This is a genomic window from Pseudomonas sp. FEMGT703P, from assembly GCF_002786345.1.
Classification (GTDB): Bacteria; Pseudomonadota; Gammaproteobacteria; order Pseudomonadales; family Pseudomonadaceae; genus Aquipseudomonas; species Aquipseudomonas peli.
On record NZ_PGCM01000001.1, the window covers coordinates 1 to 22,236 of the forward strand.

General features: G+C 59.7%; 21 protein-coding genes. 15 read left to right on the top strand and 6 right to left on the bottom strand.

Going from position 1 to position 22,236, the window contains the following annotated elements; all coding sequences use genetic code 11:
* Both CUR33_RS00005 and CUR33_RS00010 read right to left on the bottom strand, forming a co-directional pair.
* A partial coding sequence (locus tag CUR33_RS00005; protein ID WP_289238307.1) for a class I tRNA ligase family protein occupies positions 1-617 on the bottom strand: 617 nt, incomplete at its 3' end.
* Positions 618-680: 63 nt separating this feature from the next.
* Positions 681-2,345: a glutamine--tRNA ligase/YqeY domain fusion protein gene (locus CUR33_RS00010; protein ID WP_289238308.1), complete on the bottom strand. Its 1,665-nt coding sequence runs from the start codon at positions 2,343-2,345 to the stop codon at positions 681-683.
* Positions 2,346-2,551: 206 nt separating this feature from the next.
* On the opposite strand from CUR33_RS00010, the gene CUR33_RS00015 reads away from it, so the two are divergent.
* The 3 genes from CUR33_RS00015 to CUR33_RS00025 all read left to right on the top strand — a co-directional run bounded on the left by CUR33_RS00015 (position 2,552) and on the right by CUR33_RS00025 (position 5,205).
* A complete protein-coding gene (locus CUR33_RS00015) occupies positions 2,552-3,046 on the top strand; it encodes a peptidylprolyl isomerase (protein WP_090255875.1) in 495 nt (164 codons plus the stop codon).
* Positions 3,043-3,771, top strand: coding sequence for a UDP-2,3-diacylglucosamine diphosphatase (gene lpxH / locus CUR33_RS00020; protein WP_289238309.1), 729 nt, complete (start codon positions 3,043-3,045; stop codon positions 3,769-3,771). Before CUR33_RS00015 ends, lpxH begins: the two co-directional genes overlap by 4 nt.
* Before the next feature lie 99 nt (positions 3,772-3,870).
* Complete coding sequence (locus CUR33_RS00025; protein ID WP_160088456.1) at positions 3,871-5,205, top strand: SPFH domain-containing protein; 1,335 nt, start codon at positions 3,871-3,873, stop codon at positions 5,203-5,205.
* Positions 5,206-5,253: 48 nt separating this feature from the next.
* Here CUR33_RS00025 and miaE read toward each other — a convergent pair whose 3' ends face one another.
* Positions 5,254-5,859 carry a tRNA-(ms[2]io[6]A)-hydroxylase gene (gene miaE, locus CUR33_RS00030; protein ID WP_289238310.1) on the bottom strand — a complete coding sequence of 202 codons (606 nt, stop codon included), beginning with the start codon at positions 5,857-5,859 and terminating at the stop codon, positions 5,254-5,256.
* Positions 5,860-6,108: 249 nt separating this feature from the next.
* On the opposite strand from miaE, the gene CUR33_RS00035 reads away from it, so the two are divergent.
* Positions 6,109-6,972 carry a universal stress protein gene (locus CUR33_RS00035; RefSeq protein ID WP_090255879.1) on the top strand — a complete coding sequence of 288 codons (864 nt, stop codon included), beginning with the start codon at positions 6,109-6,111 and terminating at the stop codon, positions 6,970-6,972.
* A 60-nt stretch (positions 6,973-7,032) separates the two neighbouring features.
* Here the strand turns inward: CUR33_RS00035 and CUR33_RS00040 are convergent, their stop codons facing one another.
* A complete protein-coding gene (locus CUR33_RS00040; RefSeq protein ID WP_289238311.1) occupies positions 7,033-7,509 on the bottom strand; it encodes a DUF1289 domain-containing protein in 477 nt (158 codons plus the stop codon).
* A gap of 406 nt (positions 7,510-7,915) precedes the next feature.
* On the opposite strand from CUR33_RS00040, the gene acnB reads away from it, so the two are divergent.
* The 5 genes from acnB (at position 7,916) to alaC (ending at position 14,225) form a co-directional block, all read left to right on the top strand.
* Positions 7,916-10,525: a bifunctional aconitate hydratase 2/2-methylisocitrate dehydratase gene (acnB, locus tag CUR33_RS00045; RefSeq protein ID WP_090255881.1), complete on the top strand. Its 2,610-nt coding sequence runs from the start codon at positions 7,916-7,918 to the stop codon at positions 10,523-10,525.
* Positions 10,526-10,658: 133 nt separating this feature from the next.
* Positions 10,659-10,868, top strand: coding sequence for a YgdI/YgdR family lipoprotein (locus tag CUR33_RS00050; protein WP_282875840.1), 210 nt, complete (start codon positions 10,659-10,661; stop codon positions 10,866-10,868).
* Positions 10,869-11,083: 215 nt separating this feature from the next.
* Positions 11,084-12,280, top strand: a complete 1,197-nt coding sequence (locus tag CUR33_RS00055; RefSeq protein WP_289238312.1) for a CmpA/NrtA family ABC transporter substrate-binding protein — start codon at positions 11,084-11,086, stop codon at positions 12,278-12,280.
* 1 nt (position 12,281) lies between these two features.
* Entirely contained in the window at positions 12,282-12,860 is a 579-nt protein-coding gene (locus CUR33_RS00060; protein WP_289238313.1) for an ANTAR domain-containing response regulator, read from the top strand.
* Positions 12,861-12,998: 138 nt separating this feature from the next.
* Positions 12,999-14,225, top strand: a complete 1,227-nt coding sequence (gene alaC / locus CUR33_RS00065; RefSeq protein WP_289238314.1) for an alanine transaminase — start codon at positions 12,999-13,001, stop codon at positions 14,223-14,225.
* 36 nt (positions 14,226-14,261) lie between these two features.
* Here alaC and CUR33_RS00070 read toward each other — a convergent pair whose 3' ends face one another.
* Positions 14,262-14,654 carry a hypothetical protein gene (locus CUR33_RS00070; RefSeq protein ID WP_160088468.1) on the bottom strand — a complete coding sequence of 131 codons (393 nt, stop codon included), beginning with the start codon at positions 14,652-14,654 and terminating at the stop codon, positions 14,262-14,264.
* 210 nt (positions 14,655-14,864) lie between these two features.
* Between CUR33_RS00070 and CUR33_RS00075 the strand changes: the two genes are divergently transcribed.
* From CUR33_RS00075 to CUR33_RS00090, 4 genes are all read left to right on the top strand, one after another.
* Positions 14,865-15,182 (top strand): transcriptional regulator, encoded by a 318-nt coding sequence (locus CUR33_RS00075; RefSeq protein WP_090386771.1) that lies wholly within the window; start codon positions 14,865-14,867, stop codon positions 15,180-15,182.
* Positions 15,183-15,629: 447 nt separating this feature from the next.
* A complete protein-coding gene (locus tag CUR33_RS00080; protein WP_289238315.1) occupies positions 15,630-16,913 on the top strand; it encodes a CmpA/NrtA family ABC transporter substrate-binding protein in 1,284 nt (427 codons plus the stop codon).
* A gap of 14 nt (positions 16,914-16,927) precedes the next feature.
* The gene (gene ntrB, locus CUR33_RS00085; RefSeq protein ID WP_275962595.1) at positions 16,928-17,779 is read left to right on the top strand and encodes a nitrate ABC transporter permease; all 852 of its coding nucleotides are present in this window, start codon (positions 16,928-16,930) and stop codon (positions 17,777-17,779) included.
* Positions 17,780-17,817: 38 nt separating this feature from the next.
* Positions 17,818-18,609 (top strand): ABC transporter ATP-binding protein, encoded by a 792-nt coding sequence (locus CUR33_RS00090; RefSeq protein ID WP_108488301.1) that lies wholly within the window; start codon positions 17,818-17,820, stop codon positions 18,607-18,609.
* Here CUR33_RS00090 and CUR33_RS00095 read toward each other — a convergent pair.
* Positions 18,606-19,478, bottom strand: a complete 873-nt coding sequence (locus CUR33_RS00095) for an alpha/beta hydrolase (RefSeq protein WP_289238316.1) — start codon at positions 19,476-19,478, stop codon at positions 18,606-18,608. The genes CUR33_RS00090 and CUR33_RS00095 overlap by 4 nt on opposite strands.
* A gap of 153 nt (positions 19,479-19,631) precedes the next feature.
* Between CUR33_RS00095 and CUR33_RS00100 the strand changes: the two genes are divergently transcribed.
* Entirely contained in the window at positions 19,632-20,078 is a 447-nt protein-coding gene (locus tag CUR33_RS00100; protein WP_167144484.1) for a thioesterase family protein, read from the top strand.
* 861 nt (positions 20,079-20,939) lie between these two features.
* The gene (locus CUR33_RS00105; protein ID WP_289238317.1) at positions 20,940-22,151 is read left to right on the top strand and encodes a nitrate/nitrite transporter; all 1,212 of its coding nucleotides are present in this window, start codon (positions 20,940-20,942) and stop codon (positions 22,149-22,151) included.
* Positions 22,152-22,236: the final 85 nt, after the last annotated feature.

Sequence of the window (22,236 nt, forward strand, 5' to 3'; positions counted from 1 at the left end):
TGCCAGCCCGGACGACCCGCGCCCCACGGCGATTCCCAGCTCGGCTCGCCCGGCTTGACGCCCTTCCACAGGACGAAATCCAGCGGGTCCTGCTTGGCTTCGTCGACTTCGATGCGCGCACCGATCTTCAGGTCTTCGATCTTCTTGCGCGACAGCTTGCCGTAACCGACGAACTTGCCGACGCGGTAATACACGTCGCCATTGCCGGGCGCGTAGGCAAAGCCCTTGTCGATCAAGGTCTGGATCATCTCGTGCATGCCGGCGATATGCCCGGTGGCACGCGGTTCCTGATCCGGACGCAGCACATTGAGGCGTGCTTCGTCTTCATGCATGGCCGCAATCATGCGCTCGACCAGCGCTTCAAACGGCTCACCGTTGTCATTGGCGCGCTTGATGATCTTGTCGTCGATGTCGGTGATATTGCGCACGTAGGTCACGTCATAGCCACGATGACGCAGCCAGCGAGTCACCACATCAAACGCCACCATCACCCGCGCGTGACCGATATGACAGAAGTCGTAAACCGTCATGCCGCACACATACATGCGCACCTGGTTACCCACCAGCGGTTTGAAGACGTCTTTGCTTTTGGTCAGCGTGTTGTAGATCGAGAGCATCGGAGTTCCTTGGAAAACCTCGGGCCAGCGTACCGGCCCGGTTCTAATCTGAGCGACTGGGCCTTAGGCCCAGGAATCGCGCAGCGTTACGGTACGGTTGAATACCGGTGCACCCGGCTTGCTATCCTTCATATCCGCGCAGAAGTAGCCTTCGCGCTCGAACTGGAAGCGCTCTTCCGGTGCAGCCTCAGCCAGCGAGGGCTCGGCGCGACAGCCTTTGAGCACCACCAGCGAATCCGGGTTGATGTTGTCGAGGAAGCTGCCGCCCTCTTCGTCCTTCTCCGGGTTGGCGGAGCGGAACAGACGGTCATACAGGCGCACTTCACACTCAACGCTTTCAGCCGCCGGCACCCAGTGGATCACGCCCTTGACCTTACGGCCTTCCGGGTTTTTGCCCAGGGTATTTTCGTCGTAGCTGCAACGCAGTTCGATGATGTTGCCTTCGGCATCCTTGATCGCTTCGTCAGCACGAATCACATAGCTGCCACGCAGACGCGCTTCGCCACCGGGAACCAGACGCTTGAAGCCGTCTGGCGGGGTTTCTTCAAAGTCACCGGCGTCGATATAGATCTCGCGGCTGAACGGCAATACACGAACGCCCATATCCTGCTTGGGATGGCGCGGCAGTTCCAGATGCTCGACCTTGCCTTCCGGATAATTGGTGATCACCACTTTCAGCGGCTTGAGCACGCACATGGCGCGGCCTGCGTTGGCATCCAGGTCATCACGGATGGCGAACTCGAGCATGCCCACATCGACCACGCCGCCGGCGCGGTTGACGCCGATCATGTCGCAGAAAGTGCGGATCGAAGCCGGGGTGTAACCACGGCGGCGGAACCCCGACAGGGTCGACATGCGCGGGTCGTCCCAGCCATTAACGTGGTTTTCGTCGACCAACTGCTTGAGCTTGCGCTTGCTGGTGATGGTGTAGTTGAGGTTCAGCCGGGCGAACTCGTACTGACGCGGCTGCGCCGGCACCGGCAGTTGCGCGAGAAACCACTCGTACAGCGGGCGGTGGTCTTCAAATTCCAGGGTGCAGATCGAGTGGGTGATGCCTTCAATGGCGTCCGACTGACCGTGGGTGAAGTCATAGCTCGGGTAGATGCACCACTTGTCGCCCGTCTGGTGGTGATGAGCGTGGCGAATGCGGTACAGAATCGGGTCGCGCAGGTTGATGTTCGGCGAGGCCATATCGATTTTCGCGCGCAGCGAACGGTCGCCATCGGCGAATTCACCAGCTTTCATGCGGGCAAACAGATCAAGGTTTTCCTCTACGCTGCGCTCACGGAACGGGCTGTTCTTACCCGGCTCAGTGAGGTTGCCGCGGTAAGCGCGCATTTCTTCGGCGTTCAGGTCGCAGACAAACGCCTTACCGGCCTTGATCAGCTCGATGGCCCAGGCATGCAGCTGGTCGAAATAGTTGGAGGCATAACGCTCCTCGCCCGCCCACTGAAAGCCCAGCCACTGCACGTCGCTCTTGATCGCGTCGATGTATTCCTGGTCTTCCTTGGCCGGGTTGGTGTCATCAAAGCGCAGGTTGCACTCGCCACCAAACTCCTTGGCCAGGCCGAAGTTCAGGCAAATCGACTTGGCGTGACCGATGTGTAGATAGCCATTGGGCTCCGGCGGAAAACGGGTAATGATCTTCGCGTGTTTGCCAGCATCCAGGTCAGCCTGGACGATAGGACGAAGAAAGTTGGCGGCGGCGACAGTTTCTGGCTTGCTCATGGGGTCCTTAGCGAGTGCGAGGCGCGGCTCAGAACCGGTTCGCGTGCACCAGGCAACGCGTCAACAGGCTCTCAGGGTAGGCCGACTTATACAAAGCGCTTATCATAGCCGAAGCTGTCAACCCCCTGACAGGCCCAAGAACCGCTGCAACGCCCTTTGCTGGAAATTCAGCGGCTCACGGATTTATCGACAGAGCGATTACCTACATGATCAAGCTGCACACCAACCACGGCGTTATCACCCTCAACCTGTTCGAAGACAAAGCCCCGGAAACCGTGGCCAACTTCAAGCAGTACGTCAAAGAAGGTCATTACGACAACACCGTTTTCCACCGCGTGATCAGCAACTTCATGATCCAGGGCGGCGGTTTTGAGCCGGGCATGAAGCAGAAAACCACCCGCGCCCCGATCAAGAACGAAGCCAACAACGGCGTGGCCAACAAGATCGGCACTGTGGCCATGGCCCGTACCATGGAGCCGCATTCGGCCTCCGCGCAGTTCTTCATCAACGTGGGCGACAACAGCTTCCTTAACCACAGCGCACCAACCGTGCAAGGCTGGGGCTATGCGGTGTTTGGTGAAGTGGTTGAAGGCATGGACGTGGTCAACGCCATCAAGGCCGTTGCCACCACCAGCAAATCCGGCCATCAGGATGTACCGGTTGAGGACGTGATCATCGAGCGTGCCGAGATCGTTGAGTGATCTTACTGATCTCCGACCTGCATCTTGAACAGGAGCGCCCGGACATCAGCCGGGCGTTCCTGCATTTCCTCCAGACGCGCGCGACCCAGGCTGAGGCGCTGTATATCCTCGGCGACTTCTTTGAAGTGTGGATCGGCGACGATGCCATCACCCCCTTTCAACGTTCGATTGCCCAAGCCCTGCGCCAACTCAGTGAGCGCGGCACACGCATCTACCTGATGCATGGCAATCGCGACTTCTTGATCGGCAAAGCCTTCTGCCGCGAAGCGGGCTGCACGCTATTGCCCGACCCTTGCGTGATTGAACTGAATGGTGAGCGTGTGCTGCTCATGCATGGAGACAGCCTGTGCACCCAGGACATCGGCTATATGAAGCTGCGCCGCTGGCTGCGCAACCCGATTTCGCTGTTTATCCTGCGCAACCTGCCGCTCAGCACCCGACAAAAACTGGCGCGCAAGCTGCGCAATGAAAGCCGCACCCAGACGCGGATGAAAGCCAGCGAGATTGTCGACGTCACCCCGGATGAAGTGCCGCGCATCATGGCCGAGCAACGCGTACGCACGTTGATCCACGGCCACACGCACCGCCCCGCCACCCATCAACTGCAGGTTAACGGCCAGACGGCGCAACGCATTGTGCTGGGCGACTGGGACAAGCAGGGCTGGGCACTGCAGATCGACAGCCAAGGCTTGCAGCAAAGTGCCTTCGATCTTGAACCTGCGTGAAACTTTGACGGCGCGCACAAAGCGCTGAGCGCCCCCACTTGACGGACGATTCGCCGATCATCAGCATCAGCGACCTCAAAACGCCATCAGGGACCGATCATGCTGCTCAGCAAGGAACATCTCTTTAAATACGCCATCGCCCCCGCCGCACTGGTGGCGGTGAGCTTCGTCACCTTCAACAGCGTGTTCTTCTATAACGAAGCCGGTTTTGCCACCCACGTGCGCACCATCTTCGGTGAAGAGAAAGTGGTCGACGACGTTGGCTACGCCACCAAATGGTTCGGCCGCGCCACCGCCTGGAAGAAGGCCCTGAGCGTGCAATCGGTGCTTACCGAAGCCCTGGCCATCGACGACAGCAGCGACAACGACTCGCTCGGCGCAACCATCGAAGCCTTTCCCATCGTGTTTCTCGGCAACGTCGATGCCAAGGTCGAGTCCTCCGCGCGTTTCCGCCTACCTGCAGGCGAGCAGTTCCTGAAAATCGCTCAGGAATACCGCAACCCGGAGAACTTCATCAAAACTGCGCTGGTTCCGGCCATCAAGGAAACCCTGCAGGCCACCGCCTCACTAATGAGCGCCGACGATTTCTATGCCGGTGCGCGCAGCGAGTTTGCTGCCGAGTTCGAAAACCAGCTGAATGACGGCCTGTACCTGATCAAGCGCAAGGAAATTCGCGGCCCGCGCGGCCACCAGCCCACGCAAACCGCAATCCTGCAGGCCGGCACTGAACAGGGTGTGTTCGGCGATAACAACGTCAGCCAGTTCGTCACCGAAAAGGTCATGGACAACAAGGGCATCCCGGTACGCAAGCAGCAGCAGTTCCGCAAATACGGCGTTGAAGTGGTCGAGGCGCGCATCACCAACGTCGACCCCAACCCGCAGTACAAGCAGCGCATGGTCAAGGTGCAGCAAGCCCTGGCTGAGCTGGCCGTAGCACGGCAGAACCGCCTGAAGGAAGAAGAAGAGAAGCTGCTGGTGACCGCCCGCGGTGAGAAAGAAGTGGAAGCGCGTCGCCAGGAAACCCTGCGCGACCAGATCGAGCGCACCACCCAGGCGGAAACCGAGAAGCAACTGGCGCGAATCAACGCCGAGCGTGAAAAAGGCCGCGCCGAGATTGAAAAGCAGACTGCCGAGCTGCTGCGCGACAAGGCTGCGATTACCGCCGACGCGACGAAGATCACCGCCGATGCCGAGGCTTATGCCCGTGAAGCGGTGATCAAGGCGGACGGCGCGTTACAACCCAAACTTGATGCACTGATCGCGATCAACAAGGTTTGGGCCGAAGCAGCTGCTCAAGCACCCGTGCCCAGCGTGATGATGGGTGGCGGTAGCGACGGCGCCAGCAGTCGACAGGATGAAATCAGCCAACTGATGGGTGTTCTGGCCACCAAGGCTGCACGCGACCTATCGCTGGACCTGAAAGTGCAGCAGTAAGCACCGCACCAACCCTACTAAAAAGCGCCCTACTGGGCGCTTTTTGCTTTAGAGCGGCGGCACACCGCTGTGGAAGCGAAACTCAGTGTCCGGCGACTCGATCAGCTCGCGCTCTGCCACCCTCACCCGTTCAATGGCCTGGTCCACATCACGCGCATCGCCGTACTGATACGCCAGCTTCAGGTAATTCTGGAAATGCCGCGCTTCACTTTTCAACAAACCGAAGTAGAACTTGCCTAGCTCTTCATCAAGATGCGGCACCAGGGCCTCGAAACGTTCACAGCTGCGCGCTTCGATAAAGGCGCCGACCACCAGGGTATCCACCAGCTTGTGTGGCTCATGGGTGCGCACCACCTTGCGCAGGCCCGAGGCGTAGCGCGCCGCCGATACCGGGCGCAGGCCGATCTTGCGGCGTTTCATGATGCGCAGCACCTGCTCGTGATGCACCAGCTCCTCACGGGCCAGACGCGACATGGCGTTGAGCAGGTCAACATAGGTGCTGTACTTGGCTATCAGACTCAGCGCTGTGCTGGCGGCCTTAAATTCGCAGTTCTTGTGGTCGATCAGCAGCGTCTGCTGATCAGCCAAGGCGGCGGTGATCCAGGCATCCGGTGTGCGGCAGCCGAGAAACTCGTGAATTTCCGGCAGGTTCATCGGTGCATCTCCGTAACCAGACGGCGACATGCCAACAGACAAGGGGCAAAACAACGCAGCAGATCATCAGTTGCGGCTAACGGATACATAAATTCACAAAACCAGGCAGGCGGGAGTGATAAGGCTACAGCGCAGCCATTATACGAATGAGCGCGCGAACAGCCACTCGATTGACACCCGTCAAGCATCAAGCCAGTGGCAGCGATCTATAGTGATAAACAGTACAACTGACTGCACATGGAGATGATCATGCAAGCTATTCGCAGCATTCTGGTGGTGATGGAGCCCAATCACACGGAAGACCTGGCACTGAAACGCGCCAAACTGATTGCCGGCGTCACTCAATCTCACCTGCATCTGCTGGTGTGCGACAAGAAAAGTGATCACACCGGCTACCTGCGCGATCTTACCGGCTTGCTCAACAGCGAAGGGTTCAGCACCTCCAGCCAGCAGGCCTGGGATGAAAATAAGCACCAGACCATCATCAACGTGCAACAGGCCGAAGGCTGCGGCCTGGTGGTCAAGCAGCACTTCCCCGACAACCCACTGAAAAAAGCCCTGCTCACCCCCGATGACTGGAAACTGCTGCGCTACTGCCCGGCGCCAGTATTGATGGTGAAAACCGAAAAATCCTGGGCTGGTAGCGTCATCCTGGCTGCGGTCGATGTCGGCAATGCCGATGGCGAACACCGCACCCTGCACACCAGCATCGTCAGCCATGGCTTTGATATTGCCGCCCTGGCCAAGGCTGAGCTGCACGTGATCAGCGCTCATCCGGCACCGATGCTCTCGGCGGCCGACCCGACTTTCCAGCTCAAGGAAACCATCGAAGCGCGCTACCGCGAGCAATGTAAGGCGTTTCAAGCCGAGTACGAAATCAGCGATGAGCGCTTGCATATCGCCGAAGGCCCAGCCGATGTCTTGATCCCGCAGACCGCGCATCGACTCAACGCAGGCGTGACGGTGATTGGCACCGTGGCGCGCACCGGTATTTCCGGCGCACTGATCGGCAACACCGCCGAGGTGATTCTCGACTCACTGGAAAGCGACATCCTGGTGCTCAAGCCGGATGACATCATCGCCCACCTGGAAGAGTTGGTCGCCCAGCGTTAAACCAACTGCGCGCAACAAAAAAGCCGCCTGAACAAGCGGCTTTTTCATGCAGCACAGACTTCAGACCCTTAGCTCAAGCCCTTCGAGCAGAAAGCGTGGCGCGATGTAACGTTCGTAGTGCGCTTCAGACAGCAGAAAGAACTCTCGATCAATCGCATCACGTAACTCCGGCAGACCCCAGCCACGAAACTCAGGGAACAGTACCATCCCATAAGCCTCCAGCTGACTGATTACCCGCGCCCCCCGGGCAATCAACTGATACGCCCAGCAATACGGTGATTGCTGCGGCACAAAGCGGATCTTGCGCTGTTCCAGCTGCATACGCAGGCGATCGGCATCGAAAACTTCCAGCTTGGCCGCCATCACCTGCACCAATAAGACTTCCAAACGCAGCCAAACGGCGTGTTTTTCCTCGTCGTTGTAGCCGTTCCAGTTGATCACCTCATGGTGAAAGCGCTTGCAGCCACGGCAGACCAAATCACCGTAAACAGTGGAGCACAGGCCGACACAAGGGGTTTTGATGCGTTGGTTGGACATAGCAAAAGGCATGGACACTGGCGGACAGGCTGGCATCTTAGCCCTTTGTCTAAGGCAGATCACCCCTATATAAGCGGGGCCTTTGGCTTAACTTATTCAAAGCTTTCCAGTAGAATCAGCCGGCCTTTTAGAGGCAGCAACGTCCGTTGGAAGCTGTTTTCAAAGCGTCACGAGCACAGTCAATCCTGCAGGTTCGATGTTGGTGCCGACCCTTGAGCCACCCTTCAAGTGTCTGCACCAGCCCTCATCCAGCCCGTCCTGCCGGCGTAAAACTTTGAAAACAGCTTCTGCAAGAGAGCAGCGTAACCTCGGCTGAGCGGCCCATAACGCCACGAAGCGCCTGGTTTGTTGTTTTCTGGATCGCGTCCCGGACAACCCTTTGGGACCACTGATGAGGGTAATAACTGTGCTTGAAGCCTATCGCAAACATGTAGCAGAGCGTGCCGCTCAGGGTATCGTGCCCCAGCCGCTGAACGCCGAACAAACCGCAGGCCTGATCGAGCTGCTGAAAAACCCGCCAGCCGGCGAAGAAGCTGTACTTCTCGACCTGATCACCAACCGCGTGCCGCCAGGCGTCGACGAAGCCGCCTACGTTAAGGCCGGTTTCCTCTCTGCCCTTGCCAAAGGCGAAGTCACTTCCCCTCTGATCAGCAAGCAACACGCTGTTGAACTGCTCGGTACCATGCAGGGCGGTTACAACATCGCCACTCTGGTAGAGCTGCTCGACGACAGCGAACTGGCTGCCGTGACTGCCGAGCAACTGAAGCACACCCTGCTGATGTTCGACGCCTTCCACGACGTTGCAGAGAAAGCTAAGAACGGTAACGTTCACGCCAAAGCCGTACTGCAATCCTGGGCTGACGGCGAGTGGTTCAAGAACCGCCCGACTCTGGCCGACAAGATCAGCCTGCGCGTATTCAAGGTCACCGGCGAAACCAACACCGACGATCTTTCCCCGGCTCCAGACGCCTGGTCGCGTCCGGATATCCCGTTGCACGCCCTGGCCATGCTGAAAATGGCCCGCGACGGCATCGTGCCGGACGAGCAAGGCGTAACCGGCCCGATGAAGCAGATCGAAGCCATGCGTGGCCAAGGTTTCCCGATTGCCTACGTCGGTGATGTAGTCGGTACCGGTTCCTCGCGCAAATCCGCCACCAACTCGGTGCTGTGGTTCTTCGGCGACGACATCCCTAACGTGCCGAACAAGCGCGCGGGTGGTTTCTGCTTCGGCAGCAAGATTGCTCCGATCTTCTACAACACCATGGAAGATGCCGGCGCTCTGCCAATCGAATTCGACGTTTCCAACATGCACATGGGCGATGTGATCGACCTGTACCCGCATGCTGGCAAAGTCTGCAAGCATGGCACCGACGAAGTACTGACCACCTTCGAAATGAAGACCCCAGTGCTGCTCGACGAAGTCCGCGCTGGCGGCCGTATCCCGCTAATCATCGGTCGCGGTCTGACCGAGAAAGCGCGCGCCGAACTGGGCCTGGGCCCAACCGACCTGTTCAAGCTGCCTGAGCCACCTGCTGCTAGCACCAAGGGTTTCACCCTGGCGCAGAAGATGGTCGGCAAGGCGTGCGGCCTGCCAGAAGGCAAAGGCGTGCGTCCTGGCACCTACTGCGAACCGAAGATGACCACCGTCGGCTCCCAGGACACCACTGGTCCGATGACCCGCGACGAGCTGAAAGACCTGGCTTGCCTGGGCTTCTCCGCTGATCTGGTGATGCAGTCTTTCTGCCACACCGCGGCTTATCCGAAGCCAATCGACGTCACCACCCACCACACCCTGCCGGATTTCATCCGCACCCGTGGCGGCGTGTCCCTGCGTCCTGGCGACGGCATCATCCACAGCTGGCTGAACCGCATGCTGCTGCCGGATACCGTCGGTACCGGTGGTGACTCGCACACCCGTTTCCCGATCGGCATCTCCTTCCCGGCCGGTTCCGGTCTGGTTGCCTTCGCTGCTGCCACTGGCGTCATGCCGCTGGACATGCCGGAGTCGGTACTGGTGCGCTTCAAGGGCAAACTGCAGCCGGGCATCACCCTGCGTGACTTGGTGCATGCCATCCCTTACGTGGCCATCCAGAAAGGCCTGCTGACCGTCGAGAAGAAAGGCAAGAAGAACATCTTCTCTGGCCGCATCCTTGAGATCGAAGGTCTGGACGAGCTGACCGTTGAACAGGCTTTCGAGCTGTCCGACGCCTCTGCCGAGCGCTCCGCTGCCGGTTGCACCATCAAGCTGCCGGAAAAGGCGATTGCCGAGTACCTGCGTTCGAACATCACCCTGCTGCGCTGGATGATCAGCGAAGGCTACGGCGATGCCCGTACCATGGAGCGTCGTGCTCAAGCGATGGAAGCCTGGTTGGCCGATCCGAAGCTGATGGAAGCGGACAAGGACGCCGAGTACGCCGAAATCATCGAAATCGACCTGGCCGAGATCAACGAGCCGGTTCTCTGCGCTCCGAACGACCCAGACGACGCTCGTCTGCTGTCCTCCGTTCAGGGCGAGAAAATCGACGAAGTGTTTATCGGTTCGTGCATGACCAATATCGGTCACTTCCGCGCGGCTGGTAAGTTGCTGGAAAAAGTCGAAGGCACCCTGCCTACTCGCCTGTGGCTGTCGCCGCCGACCAAGATGGACCAGCATCAGCTGACCGAAGAAGGCTACTACGGCATCTACGGCAAAGCCGGCGCGCGCATGGAAATGCCGGGCTGCTCGCTGTGCATGGGTAACCAGGCACGCGTTGAGGCGAACTCCACCGTGGTTTCGACTTCCACCCGTAACTTCCCCAACCGCCTGGGCGATGGCGCCAACGTCTACCTGGCTTCGGCCGAGTTGGCAGCTGTTGCAGCCATCACCGGCAAACTGCCAACTGTTGAGGAATACATGGTCTACGCGAAGAAAATCGACACCATGGCAGCGGACGTTTACCGCTACCTGAGTTTCGACCAGATCGCTGAGTTCCGTGAAGCAGCTGCAAACGCCCAGATCCCTGCTGTTCAGGTCTAAGCGTTACCGGCAATAAAAAAGCCCCGCCTAGTGCGGGGCTTTTTTATTGCAGCCTGGCTTGCCAGGCAATGCTCAGCAGCTACCTTCTGACATGGGGGTGCAACAACGCACCACGGATCATCAGGAGAGCCTCATGAAGCACTGGATTATTGCCGTACTCTGCGTATTCAGCCTGGCCGGCTGCAGCAGTGAATACATTATCAGTACCACCGACGGGCAGATGCTGACCAGCGACGGCAAACCGCAGCTGGACGAGGACACCGGCATGATCGAGTTCACCGACAGTGAAGGCCGCAAACAGCAAATCCCACAGAGTTCAGTCAAGCAGATGCTGGAACGCTAAACCAGCTCTGCCAGCCTCAAACCGAACCCCGCTACGGCGGGGTTTGTTCTGTCTGCGTCCCCGTACCATGCGCTGGCATACGCCTTGCTTTGGCTTAAGCCACTAAGCCTTTCCAACGGCGGAAACGGCTCAAATAGACAATGGTGTCGTTCTGATCGCTGACTGAAGTCAGTGCTTGGTACGGCACCTTTTTGTGTGGGCACAGGAAACGCACCATGAATGAGCACGAGATCAGCCGCAGTCACCCACCGGAAAAACCGGTGCTGAACATCGGCTTTATGGCCCTCACAGACGCCGCATCGGTCATCGTCGCCGCCACTCAGGGCTTCGCCGAGAAGCATGGGCTGACCCTCAACCTACAGCGCCAGGCTTCCTGGGCCACGCTGCGCGACAAATTGCTGAGCGGCGAACTCGATGCAGCGCATAGCCTCTACGGCCTGATCTATGGCGTGCAGCTGGGTCTTGGCGGTGCACCAACCACCGATATGGCCGTGCTGATGGGCCTGAACCAGAATGGCCAAAGCATCAACCTGTCGCCCGCCTTGCAAGCCGCCGGTGTGAGCACTGGCAGCGCATTGGCGCAACGCGCGCACCAGCCTGGCGCAAAACTGACCTTCGCCCAGACCTTCCCCACCGGCACCCACGCCATGTGGCTGAATTACTGGCTGGCCAGCCAAGGCATTCACCCATTGAGCGACGTGGACAGCGTTGTCGTACCGCCACCGCAGATGCTCGCCCACCTTAAGGCCATGCGCATCGATGGTTTCTGCGTCGGCGAACCCTGGTGCGCTCAGGCCGTGAATGAGCAGATGGGTTGCACCCTTATCACCAGCCAGGCCATCTGGCCGGACCACCCGGAGAAAGTTCTGGGCTGCACCCGTGAGTTTGCTGAGCAGTACCCCAACAGCGCGCGTGCGTTGATCATGGCTGTGCTGGAAGCCAGTCGGTTTATCGATGAGAGCGAAGAAAACCAACGCAGCACCGCGCAGCTGCTCAGTGGTAGCGAGTATGTCGATGCGCCTCTGTCGGCGATTCAGCCGCGTTTCCTCGGCCAGTATCAGGACGGCCTCGGCCATGCCTGGCAGGATGCCCACCCGCTGCGCTTCCACGCAGGCGGCGCAGTCAACCAGCCGTACCTGTCCGACGGCATGTGGTTTATGACCCAGTTCCGCCGCTGGGGCCTGCTGCGTGACGACCCGGACTACCTGGCGATTGCTCGCCAGGTGCAGCAACTCGACCTCTACCGCCAGGCTGCCGAAGCACTCGGCATCAACATACCAAGCGACATGCGCAGCAGCCAGTTGCTCGATGGCCAGGTCTGGGACGGCAGCGACCCGGCAGCTTACGCGCGCAGCTTTGTCTTACACGCCCTGGCCGATGCGCCCCTCAGTACTCAACAGGAGAGCCGCTAATATGCTGCGCATCCTGCTGATCAATGACACCGCAAAGAAGGTTGGCCGCCTGAAAAACGCCCTGACCGAGGCCGGTTTCGAGGTCATCGACGAATCCGGATTGACCATCGACCTGCCGGAACGGGTCGAGGCAGTTCGGCCTGACGTGATCCTGATCGACACCGAATCACCGAGCCGCGACGTGATGGAACAGGTGGTACTGGTCAGCCGTGATCAACCGCGGCCGATTATCATGTTCACCGACGAGCACGATCCCGGCGTGATGCGCCAGGCGATTCAGAGCGGCGTCAGCGCCTATATCGTCGAAGGCATCCACGCCCAGCGTCTGCAGCCGATTCTCGACGTAGCCATGGCTCGCTTCGAGAGCGACCAGGCGCTGCGTGCGCAGCTGCAGGCACGTGATGCCCAGCTGGCCGAACGCAAGCGCATCGAGCTGGCCAAGGGCCTGCTGATGAAGATGAAAAGCTGTGACGAAGAACAGGCCTATACCCTGATGCGCCGTCAGGCGATGAGCCGCCAGCAGAAGCTGGCCCAGGTGGCCGAACAGATTATCGCCATGCATGACATGCTCGGCAGCTGAGCCGGCGCACTGTTATGCCGCAGCGCCGCTTGACTGTACTGGACAGCCGGGGGACTCGGCGCTTATCTTCGCCGCCTGGCCAGCGCACTGGCCAACGTCGCTCGGACGGTTCCGGGCGCTTACGTATCCGAGGAAAGCATGGCTGACCAAGCTTCGCGCCGCTTTGCGCGCATTGATCGACTCCCACCCTACGTTTTCAATATCACCGCCGAACTGAAGATGGCCGCGCGGCGCCGTGGCGAAGACATCATCGACTTCAGCATGGGCAACCCGGATGGCCCCACGCCGCCGCATATCGTCGAAAAGCTGGTGCAGGTCGCCCAGCGTGAAGACACCCATGGCTACTCCACCTCACGCGGTATTCCGCGCCTGCGCCGGGCCATTTCGCGCTGGTACAAGGACCGCTACGAGGTTGAGATCGACCCGGAAAGCGAGGCCATCGTTACCATCGGTTCCAAGGAAGGCCTGGCGCATTTGATGCTAGCCACCCTGGACCATGGCGACACCGTACTAGTGCCCAACCCCAGCTATCCGATCCATATCTATGGCGCGGTGATCGCCGGCGCCCAGGTGCGCTCGGTGCCGCTGATTCCCGGCGTGGATTTCTTCGCCGAACTGGAGCGGGCGATTCGCGAATCGATTCCCAAACCGAAGATGATGATCCTCGGCTTCCCCTCCAACCCCACCGCGCAGTGTGTGGAGCTGGACTTCTTCGAGCGAGTGGTGGCTCTGGCCAAACAATATGACGTGTTGGTGATTCACGACTTGGCCTACGCCGATATCGTCTACGACGGCTGGAAAGCCCCGTCGATCATGCAGGTGCCGGGCGCCAAAGACATTGCCGTGGAGTTCTTCACCCTGTCCAAGAGCTACAACATGGCCGGCTGGCGCATCGGCTTTATGGTCGGTAACAAGGAGCTGGTCAGCGCACTGGCGCGGATCAAGAGCTACCATGACTACGGCACCTTCACCCCGCTGCAGGTGGCGGCGATTGCCGCACTGGAAGGTGATCAGCAATGCGTGCGCGATATCGCCGAGCAATACCGCCAGCGCCGCAACCTGCTAGTCAAAGGCCTGCACGAGCTGGGCTGGATGGTCGAAAACCCGAAAGCCTCGATGTATGTCTGGGCGAAGATTCCTGAGCAGTACGCCCAGCTCGGCTCGCTGGAGTTCGCCAAGAAGCTGCTGCTGGAGGCCAAGGTCTGCGTCTCCCCAGGTATCGGCTTTGGCGATTATGGCGATGACCATGTGCGCTTTGCCTTGATCGAAAACCAGGACCGCATCCGTCAGGCGATTCGCGGGATCAAAGCGATGTTCCGCGCCGATGGCCTGTTACCTGGCAAGAAGGCCAAGGCCGACGAGTAAACAAACAGAGGGCACCTTAGGGTGCCCTCTTTGGTTTCAGCCGGAGTAATCCAGTACCGTCCAAACCTTGCTCAGACCACTGGTAATGACGCAGCCGCTCTGCCCGAGTTGATTGTTGCTGTGCAGCGACATCAGGTTGGTCATGCCATCCGCCGCATCCGAGCGCTCGCTCAGCCACTGCACGCGGCCGCAATTGGCCGTTTCGATCACATAACTGGCCGCTACGGCAGAGTTCTCGCTCGGCAATCTGATCACATCCACCACCGTACCCTGCTCTTCCACGCGTTTGCCGTCTGATACCAGCACGGCCCAGGCCTGCCCGTTCTCGATCACCAGGTAGGTGCCATTGGCCCTCGGTTGATCAAGCTGCGGTTGCGCACAACCGGCCAAAAGACCCAACAGCACAATTGTCATCAGCATCTGTTGCATTGTTAGTGACTCCTCTGCAGTGCCTGTGGCCATTGGCTTTGCGGGCAGATGGCGCGAGTGATCGAGTAGGTGCCGGTTAAGGCCTTGGGCTTACTATTATCGAATACTGTTTATTTGTACAGTATTTTTCGATTACCCTTGATCATGCCATCCAGCCAACCGTTCAGCCCGGCTAACGGGCCTATACAAGGCGTTAACAGGAGTACCCAGATGCTCGACGTACTGCAGCTGAAACACAGCGTAAACCGCATGCCCTTGGAAAAAGTCCGGGCCACCGTCAATGAATTGCAGCTTGAAGGCATCGTTACCGAGGGCAAAACGCCGTTTTCCCGGGTGCACTTCAACACCTGTTTTGCCGAGATCGAAGCCTTGCTGCAGCGCGCCGGCTATCACCGTCAGCTGGATGTAGTCGGCTATCAGGGCCTGGCCTATGCCATGTTCGACCCCTCGCGCTGGGAGGCGGTGGAGGTGCTGCGCTGGCTCAAAGAGTTTGTTGAGGAAGCTCAGGGTAAATCGCTGTCCCGCTAAGGCTGTGGCACGCGATCAATACTTGAGCTAGCCAGCACCAAGGCGAAGCAAAAGCGCTTGGCAGGAGCTTGGCCATGCACAGCATTGGCTCAATAAGCCGGCTGGCAGCGCTGCTGGTTTGCGGCATGGCGCACTGCTACGGCAAGAAAACTCTGCTCTAGCCAACATTCAATACTGCGCTTAAACCCATGATTTATAGCATTTAAGCCTGCCAACCTAAGGCTCGTTCGAGCCATTTTCAGAGCGCTCTGGCGGTTGTTAGCCGCCGTGCCCCAGCAAAACTGGCAAGCCCCTTGCAATTGCCCTCACAAGATTCCTGCGCAGCCCACCAATGGCGGTGAGCCGCGGATCACGGACAACGGCGTCCGTCAGGTCCCCTCCTTAGAGGTGGCCTGGCGTACGCCGTTTTTTGTTTCAGCCGGTTTATCGGCCAGAAAGGACAGACCTATGACTGATCGTGATTCGAAGCACCCAAGCCTGCACAGCCGCCGTAATTTCCTGAAAACCTCGATTGCCGTCGCCGGCACTGTCGGCGGTGTCGCCGCCCTTGGCCTTAGCGCGCCCGCCTCGCTGCGTAGCATGGCTTGGGCCGCCGGTTCCGATGCACCGGAAAAGGCGGCGCTGAAAGTCGGCTTTATTCCGTTGACCGACTGCGCCTCGGTAGTAGTCGCCGCTACTCAGGGCTTTGGCGAGAAATACGGCCTGACCATCACCCCAAGCAAGGAAGCCTCCTGGGCCGGTGTGCGCGACAAGCTGAATACCGGCGAGCTGGATGCCGCCCACGTGCTGTACGGCATGATGTACGGCGCACAACTGGGTATCGCCGGGCCGCAGAAGGATATGGCCGTGCTGATGGGCCTTAACCAGAACGGCCAGGCCATCACCCTCTCCAAACAGCTCAAAGAGGCCGGCGTCACCAACGGCGCACAACTGGCCGAGCATGTGAAAAAAGGCGGCAACCCGCTGACCTTCGCCCAGACCTTCCCCACCGGCACCCACGCCATGTGGCTGTATTACTGGCTGGCAAGCCTGGGCATCAACCCGATGAGCGATGTGAAAACCATCGTCGTGCCGCCACCACAGATGGTCGCCAATATGCGCGTCGGCAATATGGACGGTTTCTGCGTCGGCGAGCCCTGGGGCGCGCGAGCGATTGCCGACAAGATCGGTTTCACCGCCGTCACTACTCAGCAGATCTGGCCGGATCACCCGGAAAAGGTCCTCGGCACCACCCGCGCCTTTATCGAGCAGTACCCCAACGCAGCCCGCGCGCTGATCATGGCGGTGCTGGACGCCAGCCGCTTTATCGAGGCCAGCGAGGAAAACCGCAAGAGCACGGCCAAGCTGATTTCCGGTAAGGCTTACGTCAATGCCCCGGTCAAGGTGATTGAGCCGCGCTTCCTCAGCCACTACGAGGACGGCCTGGGCAACAGCTGGAAAGACGACCACGCCATGGCCTTCTGCAAGAACGGCACAGTGAACTTCCCGTATCACTCCGACGGCATGTGGTTTATGACCCAGTTCAAGCGCTGGGGCCTGATCAAGGAAGACCCGAACTACGCCGCCGTCGCCGCCGGGGTCAACCAGGTTGCGCTGTACAAGGAAGCCGCCAGTGCGCTGAACATCCCTGTGCCGGCCAGCTCGCTGCGCAGCAGCACGCTGATCGACGGCAACGTGTGGAATGGCTCCGACCCGGCAGCCTACGCCAACTCCTTTGCGATTAAAGCCTGATTGGGAGGTTCGTGATGAACGCACCACTGAAAACCCCATTGCCGTTAGCTGCGCCGATCAGCAAAGCGCCACGCCTGGTTCTGCCAGGCGTGGCGGCACTGACCAGCCTGCTCAAGGCGGTTGTGCCGCCATTGCTGGGCATCCTGCTGTTTATCGGCGTGTGGGCGCTGATTGCGACCAAGAGCGAGGGCCTGCCTGGCCCGGTCAGTACCTGGGCGGCGGCGCTGGAGCTGTTTGCCAACCCCTTCTATGACAACGGCCCGAATGACATGGGCATCGGCTGGAACATCCTGCATTCGCTGGGTCGCGTGGGGATTGGCTTTGGCTTGGCGGCGCTGGTGGGCATTCCGCTGGGTTTTGCCATCGGCCGCTTTGCCTTCTTGGCCGGCATGCTCTCGCCGATTATCAGCCTGCTGCGCCCAGTGTCGCCGCTGGCCTGGCTGCCCATCGGTCTGCTGGTGTTCGAAGCGGCTGGTCCTGCCTCAATCTGGGTGATCTTTATCAGCTCGATCTGGCCGATCATCCTCAATACCGCCGCCGGCGTGGCCAGCGTGCCGCAGGATTACCTGAACGTGGCGCGGGTGCTCAAGCTGTCAGAGTTCAAGGTGCTCACGCGCATTCTATTTCCCGCCGTATTGCCGCACCTGATGACCGGCATTCGCCTGGCCATTGGCGTGGCCTGGCTGGTGATAGTCGCGGCCGAAATGCTTACCGGCGGCACTGGCCTGGGCTTCTGGGTGTGGGATGAGTGGAACAACCTCAACGTCGAACACATTCTGATCGCCATCATCATCGTCGGTCTGGTCGGCCTGGCTCTGGAGCAACTGCTGTTGCTGCTGGCCAAACGCTTCGACTACGCCAGTTAAAGCAGGTAGCTGATTACGCCAGTTTAAGGAGCCGCAACATGGATAAATTCGTGGAGCTGACCCAGGTCGGCAAGCATTTCGATACCAAGAAAGGTCGTTTCCAGGCCCTGACCGACGTCAACCTGAGCATTGCCAAGGGTGAGTTCGTCACCCTGATCGGCCACTCGGGTTGCGGTAAATCCACCGTGCTCAATCTGATCGCCGGCCTGCTCGAGGCCAGCGAAGGCGGCCTGATCTGCAACGGCCGCGAGATCGACGGCCCCGGCCCGGAGCGCGGCGTGGTGTTCCAGAACCACAGCCTGCTGCCCTGGATGACCTGCTACGGCAACGTCTACCTGGCGGTGGAAAAGGTCTTCGCCGGCAAGGAAAGCAAAGCCCAGCTCAAAGAACGCACTGAAGCGGCGCTGGCCATGGTTGGCCTCAGCCACGCCACCTACAAGCATCCCAATGAAATCTCTGGCGGCATGAAGCAGCGCGTCGGCATCGCCCGCGCCCTAGCCATGCAGCCCAAGGTACTGCTGATGGACGAACCCTTCGGCGCGCTAGATGCCCTGACCCGCGCACACCTGCAGGACGAACTGCTGCGCATCGTCGGCGAAACCCACAGCACCGTGGTGATGGTGACCCACGATGTCGATGAAGCAGTGCTGCTATCTGATCGCATCGTGATGATGACCAACGGCCCGGCGGCGACCGTGGGCGATATCGTCAAGGTCGAGCTGGCGCGCCCGCGGGATCGCCTGGCACTGGCCAATGACCCTCACTACCACGCCTACCGCACCGCCGTGCTGGAGTTTCTCTACCAGCGCCAGCAACGCCCGGCGGCCTAGGGCGCAGGCGTGGCACCGATGCGCTGGAAGAAGGTTTCCACTGCATCGGTGTAGGCACCCGGCACGCCTAATTGCGCATTGATCTCGCCGTGCGACAACGCCTGTGGCAATACCGTCACCTGCATGTCCAATGCGCGGCCTCGCTCCGCAAATCCCTGCGCCTGGAGGCATGCCTCTTTGCGTTTACTGGAGCAGACGGCCAGCATTGGCGCGCCTGCTTGCTGCAAACGCCGCACGGGCGATGCGGCACGCCAATAGGCCGGGTCCTGGCCAAACGCCTTGTCATACAGTCGGTAGTGCCTGTCGCGCATAATGCGTTCAACATCAAACGCCGCACTGTCCAGTGCCACAGTGCCCAACCAGGGTTGTACAGCATAAGCCTGGCCAATCTCAGGAGCGGCACTGAGCAGGCTGACCAAATGCGCACCTGCCGAATGCCCCAGCAGTACCACGCGCTGCGGGTCACCGCCCCAGGCTGTTGCATGTTGCTGGACGTAGCTCAGCGCCTGGGCAATATCCTCGGCCTGCTGCAGGGGGGGGGCATCCGGTAATAAGCGATAGTTGGTCGACACAAACAGGTATCCCTGGGGCAACCAACGCGCCATCTTGTTCTCTACGACCCGGTCCATGCGCTTATCGCCTTTATCCCAGGCACCGCCATGCACCATCAGCAATATGGGCGCAGAGCGCGCATTGAGTGGACGATAAACGTCCAGGCGCTGGCGCTCATGCTGACCGTATGGCAGATCTGCCAACAGTTCAGCACCCAGCTGCGCGGCACTTTTGGCACTGCGTCGATCACTCATGGCATCGCGCAGCCCCTGCGCCTGCACATCCCCCAGTAACAGCAGCGCCAGCAGTCCACCCATGCTCAATTGCCTGAAGTTCATACGCGCTTAACTCCGCACCTGAAGATGATGGGCCGATCATCACCGTTTTACCTGCAACGCGCATCAGCGGCTGCCCGACAGATGCGAACGGGGTTAACATTCGCCACCTTTTACTGACGACCGGATGCTGGCATGGCCCGCCTGACCCTTGAGTTCCCCGAAGACCAGTTCTGCTACAGCACCCACCTAACGGTGCGGGTGACCGACATAAACGCCGCCAACCACCTGGGTAATGATTCGATGATCTCGATGATTTCCGAGGCGCGGGCGCGTTTTCTCTTCGAGTTCGGCATCGAGGAAACCCAGGAAGACGGCACAGGCATCATCGTCACGGACCTCGCCACCACCTACCGCGCCGAGGCTCACGCCCGTGATCAGTTGCTGTTCGAGGTTGGCGTGATGGATTTCAACACTTATGGTGGCGACATTACTTTCCGCATCACCCGCCCCGCCGACAACACGCTGGTGGCCATGGCCAAGTCCGGGTTTGTGTTCTTCAACTACAAACTGGGCAAAGTGGTGCAGATGCCGGCGACCTTCAGCGACAAATTCAGCAAGGTCAACTGGCTGAGCAAGTAACCTGGGCTTATCGGCATAAATCGGGTGATTACCGTCCTGATCACGCTTGATCGCAGCAAAGCTGCCGGATTGAGCATTAATTGCTCAACTATCTAGCGGCCGCCGTGACAGCTGGCACATCCTCTGCTACGCCTTAGGCATAACAACAAAAGCAGGGGAATTGCAATGCCAACCACGCGCAGCCATGTCCGCCACGCCGGGCTTTTGAGCAACCTACTCGCTATGGCCCTCCTCACCCTTCCCTTACCGACCCAGGCTGCACATGCAGCCGCCTACGCCACACCCGGTGAGTCACGCTGCAGCATGCTAACGCCTACCAGCTGACGCACTCGCCACAAGGCCGATTGAGGCCTGCCTTAGAAAGCCTGGCTTGTCGGAACCGGGAAAAAATTCTGCGCCCTATTCAAGGGCATGCCTTCCGCCAGCGCCTCCTTTTGCAGCACAGTCGCAGCTATCCAACAGCTGAAAGCCCCGTAAATCCATGGATTGCCCGGTTGGCGCAGCTCTTGCTAAAGACCTGTTACCGGTAGCCAATGGCGGCTGCTCAAAAAACGACAAAGACGTCGCATAAACCTCGCCCTAGAGCGCTCGGTTTATGCGGCGTTTTGCGTTTTACGCCCCAGCGTTTGGGGCTGGCACCTGCCCTGCGATCCAGGACTTGCGCTAGTAACTCTCTCAACCCAGCTGTGGCGGAGGGTCTATTGATGTTTCGCCGCGAGCCGCGTCGAAACGTCAACAGACCCTGTTCCTCAGGGTGGCGTACCACAAGTACACCACCTCCCCGATAGGGTGCGGCCGCCGTGTCCACGACCATGGCGTACCGCCCCCACCGGGACCCTTTTTTGCTGAATGAGGTTTTCGATGAATACAAGTTTCTGGAAATCCGGCCACACCCCAACCTTGTTCGCCGCGTTTCTGTATTTCGACCTGAGCTTTATGGTCTGGTACGTGCTCGGTCCACTGGCTGTGCAGATCGCCACCGCTCTCGACCTGACCGCGCAACAGCGCGGTCTGATGGTCGCCACGCCGATTCTCGCCGGTGCCGTGCTGCGTTTGCTGATGGGCTTTCTGGCGGATCGCCTATCACCCAAAACCGCCGGCCTGATTGGTCAGGTGATTGTCATCGTGGCGCTGTTCTGCGCCTGGCAGATCGGCATCAGCAGCTATGAACATGCCTTGTTATTAGGTCTGTTCCTCGGTTTTGCGGGCGCGGCTTTTGCCGTAGCCCTGCCGCTGGCCTCGCAATGGTATCCACCGCAGCACCAGGGCAAGGCCATGGGCATTGCCGGTGCGGGTAACTCCGGCACCGTACTGGCTGCACTGTTTGCCCCGGGCTTGGCCGCACTATTCGGTTGGCAGAACGTATTCGGCTGGGCACTGATCCCGCTACTGGCAACCCTGCTGATCTTCGCCCTGGTTGCCAAAAATGCTCCGGAGCGCCCCAAGCCAAAAGCCCTGGCCGATTACCTGAAAGCTCTGGGTGACCGCGACAGCTGGTGGTTTATGTTTTTCTACAGCGTGACCTTCGGCGGCTTTATCGGCCTGGCCAGCGCCCTGCCCGGTTATTTCAACGACCAGTACGGCCTGAACCCGGTGACCGCCGGTTACTACACCGCCGCCTGCGTCTGTGCCGGCAGCCTGTTGCGCCCCCTCGGCGGCGCACTGGCCGACCGTATCGGCGGCATCCGCACCTTGCTGATGATGTACACCCTGGCGTCCTTGAGCATTGCCGCTGTGGGTTTCAATCTGCAAAGTTCGACCGCAGCGCTGGCCCTGTTCGTCACTGCCATGCTCGGCCTTGGCGCAGGTAACGGCGCAGTGTTCCAACTGGTGCCGCAGCGCTTTCGCAAAGAAATCGGCGTAATGACCGGGCTGATCGGCATGGCCGGCGGCATCGGCGGCTTCCTCCTCGCCGCCGGCCTGGGCACCATCAAGCAGCAGACCGGTGATTACCAGCTCGGCTTATGGCTGTTCGCCAGCCTCGGCGTGCTCGCCTGGTTCGGCCTCTATGGAGTCAAGCTGCGCTGGCGCACCACCTGGGGCAGCGCAGCAGTGACCGCAGCACGCGTGTAACTGCCGAATTAGGGTGGAGAACGCCTTTCTCATCCAACACCCTACGCAAAACTATTGGAGCACTGAGGCAAAGGCGAGGCTGACT

Excerpts from the sequence above, each read along its gene's own strand:
- CUR33_RS00010 (WP_289238308.1), bottom strand. The coding sequence starts at position 2,345 with ATGAGCAAGCCAGAAACTGTCGCCGCCGCCAACTTTCTTCGTCCTATC.
- CUR33_RS00015 (WP_090255875.1), top strand. The coding sequence starts at position 2,552 with ATGATCAAGCTGCACACCAACCACGGCGTTATCACCCTCAACCTGTTC.
- CUR33_RS00025 (WP_160088456.1), top strand. The coding sequence starts at position 3,871 with ATGCTGCTCAGCAAGGAACATCTCTTTAAATACGCCATCGCCCCCGCC.
- miaE (WP_289238310.1), bottom strand. The coding sequence starts at position 5,859 with ATGAACCTGCCGGAAATTCACGAGTTTCTCGGCTGCCGCACACCGGAT.
- CUR33_RS00035 (WP_090255879.1), top strand. The coding sequence starts at position 6,109 with ATGCAAGCTATTCGCAGCATTCTGGTGGTGATGGAGCCCAATCACACG.
- CUR33_RS00040 (WP_289238311.1), bottom strand. The coding sequence starts at position 7,509 with ATGTCCAACCAACGCATCAAAACCCCTTGTGTCGGCCTGTGCTCCACT.
- CUR33_RS00050 (WP_282875840.1), top strand. The coding sequence starts at position 10,659 with ATGAAGCACTGGATTATTGCCGTACTCTGCGTATTCAGCCTGGCCGGC.
- CUR33_RS00055 (WP_289238312.1), top strand. The coding sequence starts at position 11,084 with ATGAATGAGCACGAGATCAGCCGCAGTCACCCACCGGAAAAACCGGTG.
- CUR33_RS00060 (WP_289238313.1), top strand. The coding sequence starts at position 12,282 with ATGCTGCGCATCCTGCTGATCAATGACACCGCAAAGAAGGTTGGCCGC.
- alaC (WP_289238314.1), top strand. The coding sequence starts at position 12,999 with ATGGCTGACCAAGCTTCGCGCCGCTTTGCGCGCATTGATCGACTCCCA.
- CUR33_RS00070 (WP_160088468.1), bottom strand. The coding sequence starts at position 14,654 with ATGCAACAGATGCTGATGACAATTGTGCTGTTGGGTCTTTTGGCCGGT.
- CUR33_RS00075 (WP_090386771.1), top strand. The coding sequence starts at position 14,865 with ATGCTCGACGTACTGCAGCTGAAACACAGCGTAAACCGCATGCCCTTG.
- CUR33_RS00080 (WP_289238315.1), top strand. The coding sequence starts at position 15,630 with ATGACTGATCGTGATTCGAAGCACCCAAGCCTGCACAGCCGCCGTAAT.
- ntrB (WP_275962595.1), top strand. The coding sequence starts at position 16,928 with ATGAACGCACCACTGAAAACCCCATTGCCGTTAGCTGCGCCGATCAGC.
- CUR33_RS00090 (WP_108488301.1), top strand. The coding sequence starts at position 17,818 with ATGGATAAATTCGTGGAGCTGACCCAGGTCGGCAAGCATTTCGATACC.
- CUR33_RS00095 (WP_289238316.1), bottom strand. The coding sequence starts at position 19,478 with ATGGGTGGACTGCTGGCGCTGCTGTTACTGGGGGATGTGCAGGCGCAG.
- CUR33_RS00100 (WP_167144484.1), top strand. The coding sequence starts at position 19,632 with ATGGCCCGCCTGACCCTTGAGTTCCCCGAAGACCAGTTCTGCTACAGC.
- CUR33_RS00105 (WP_289238317.1), top strand. The coding sequence starts at position 20,940 with ATGAATACAAGTTTCTGGAAATCCGGCCACACCCCAACCTTGTTCGCC.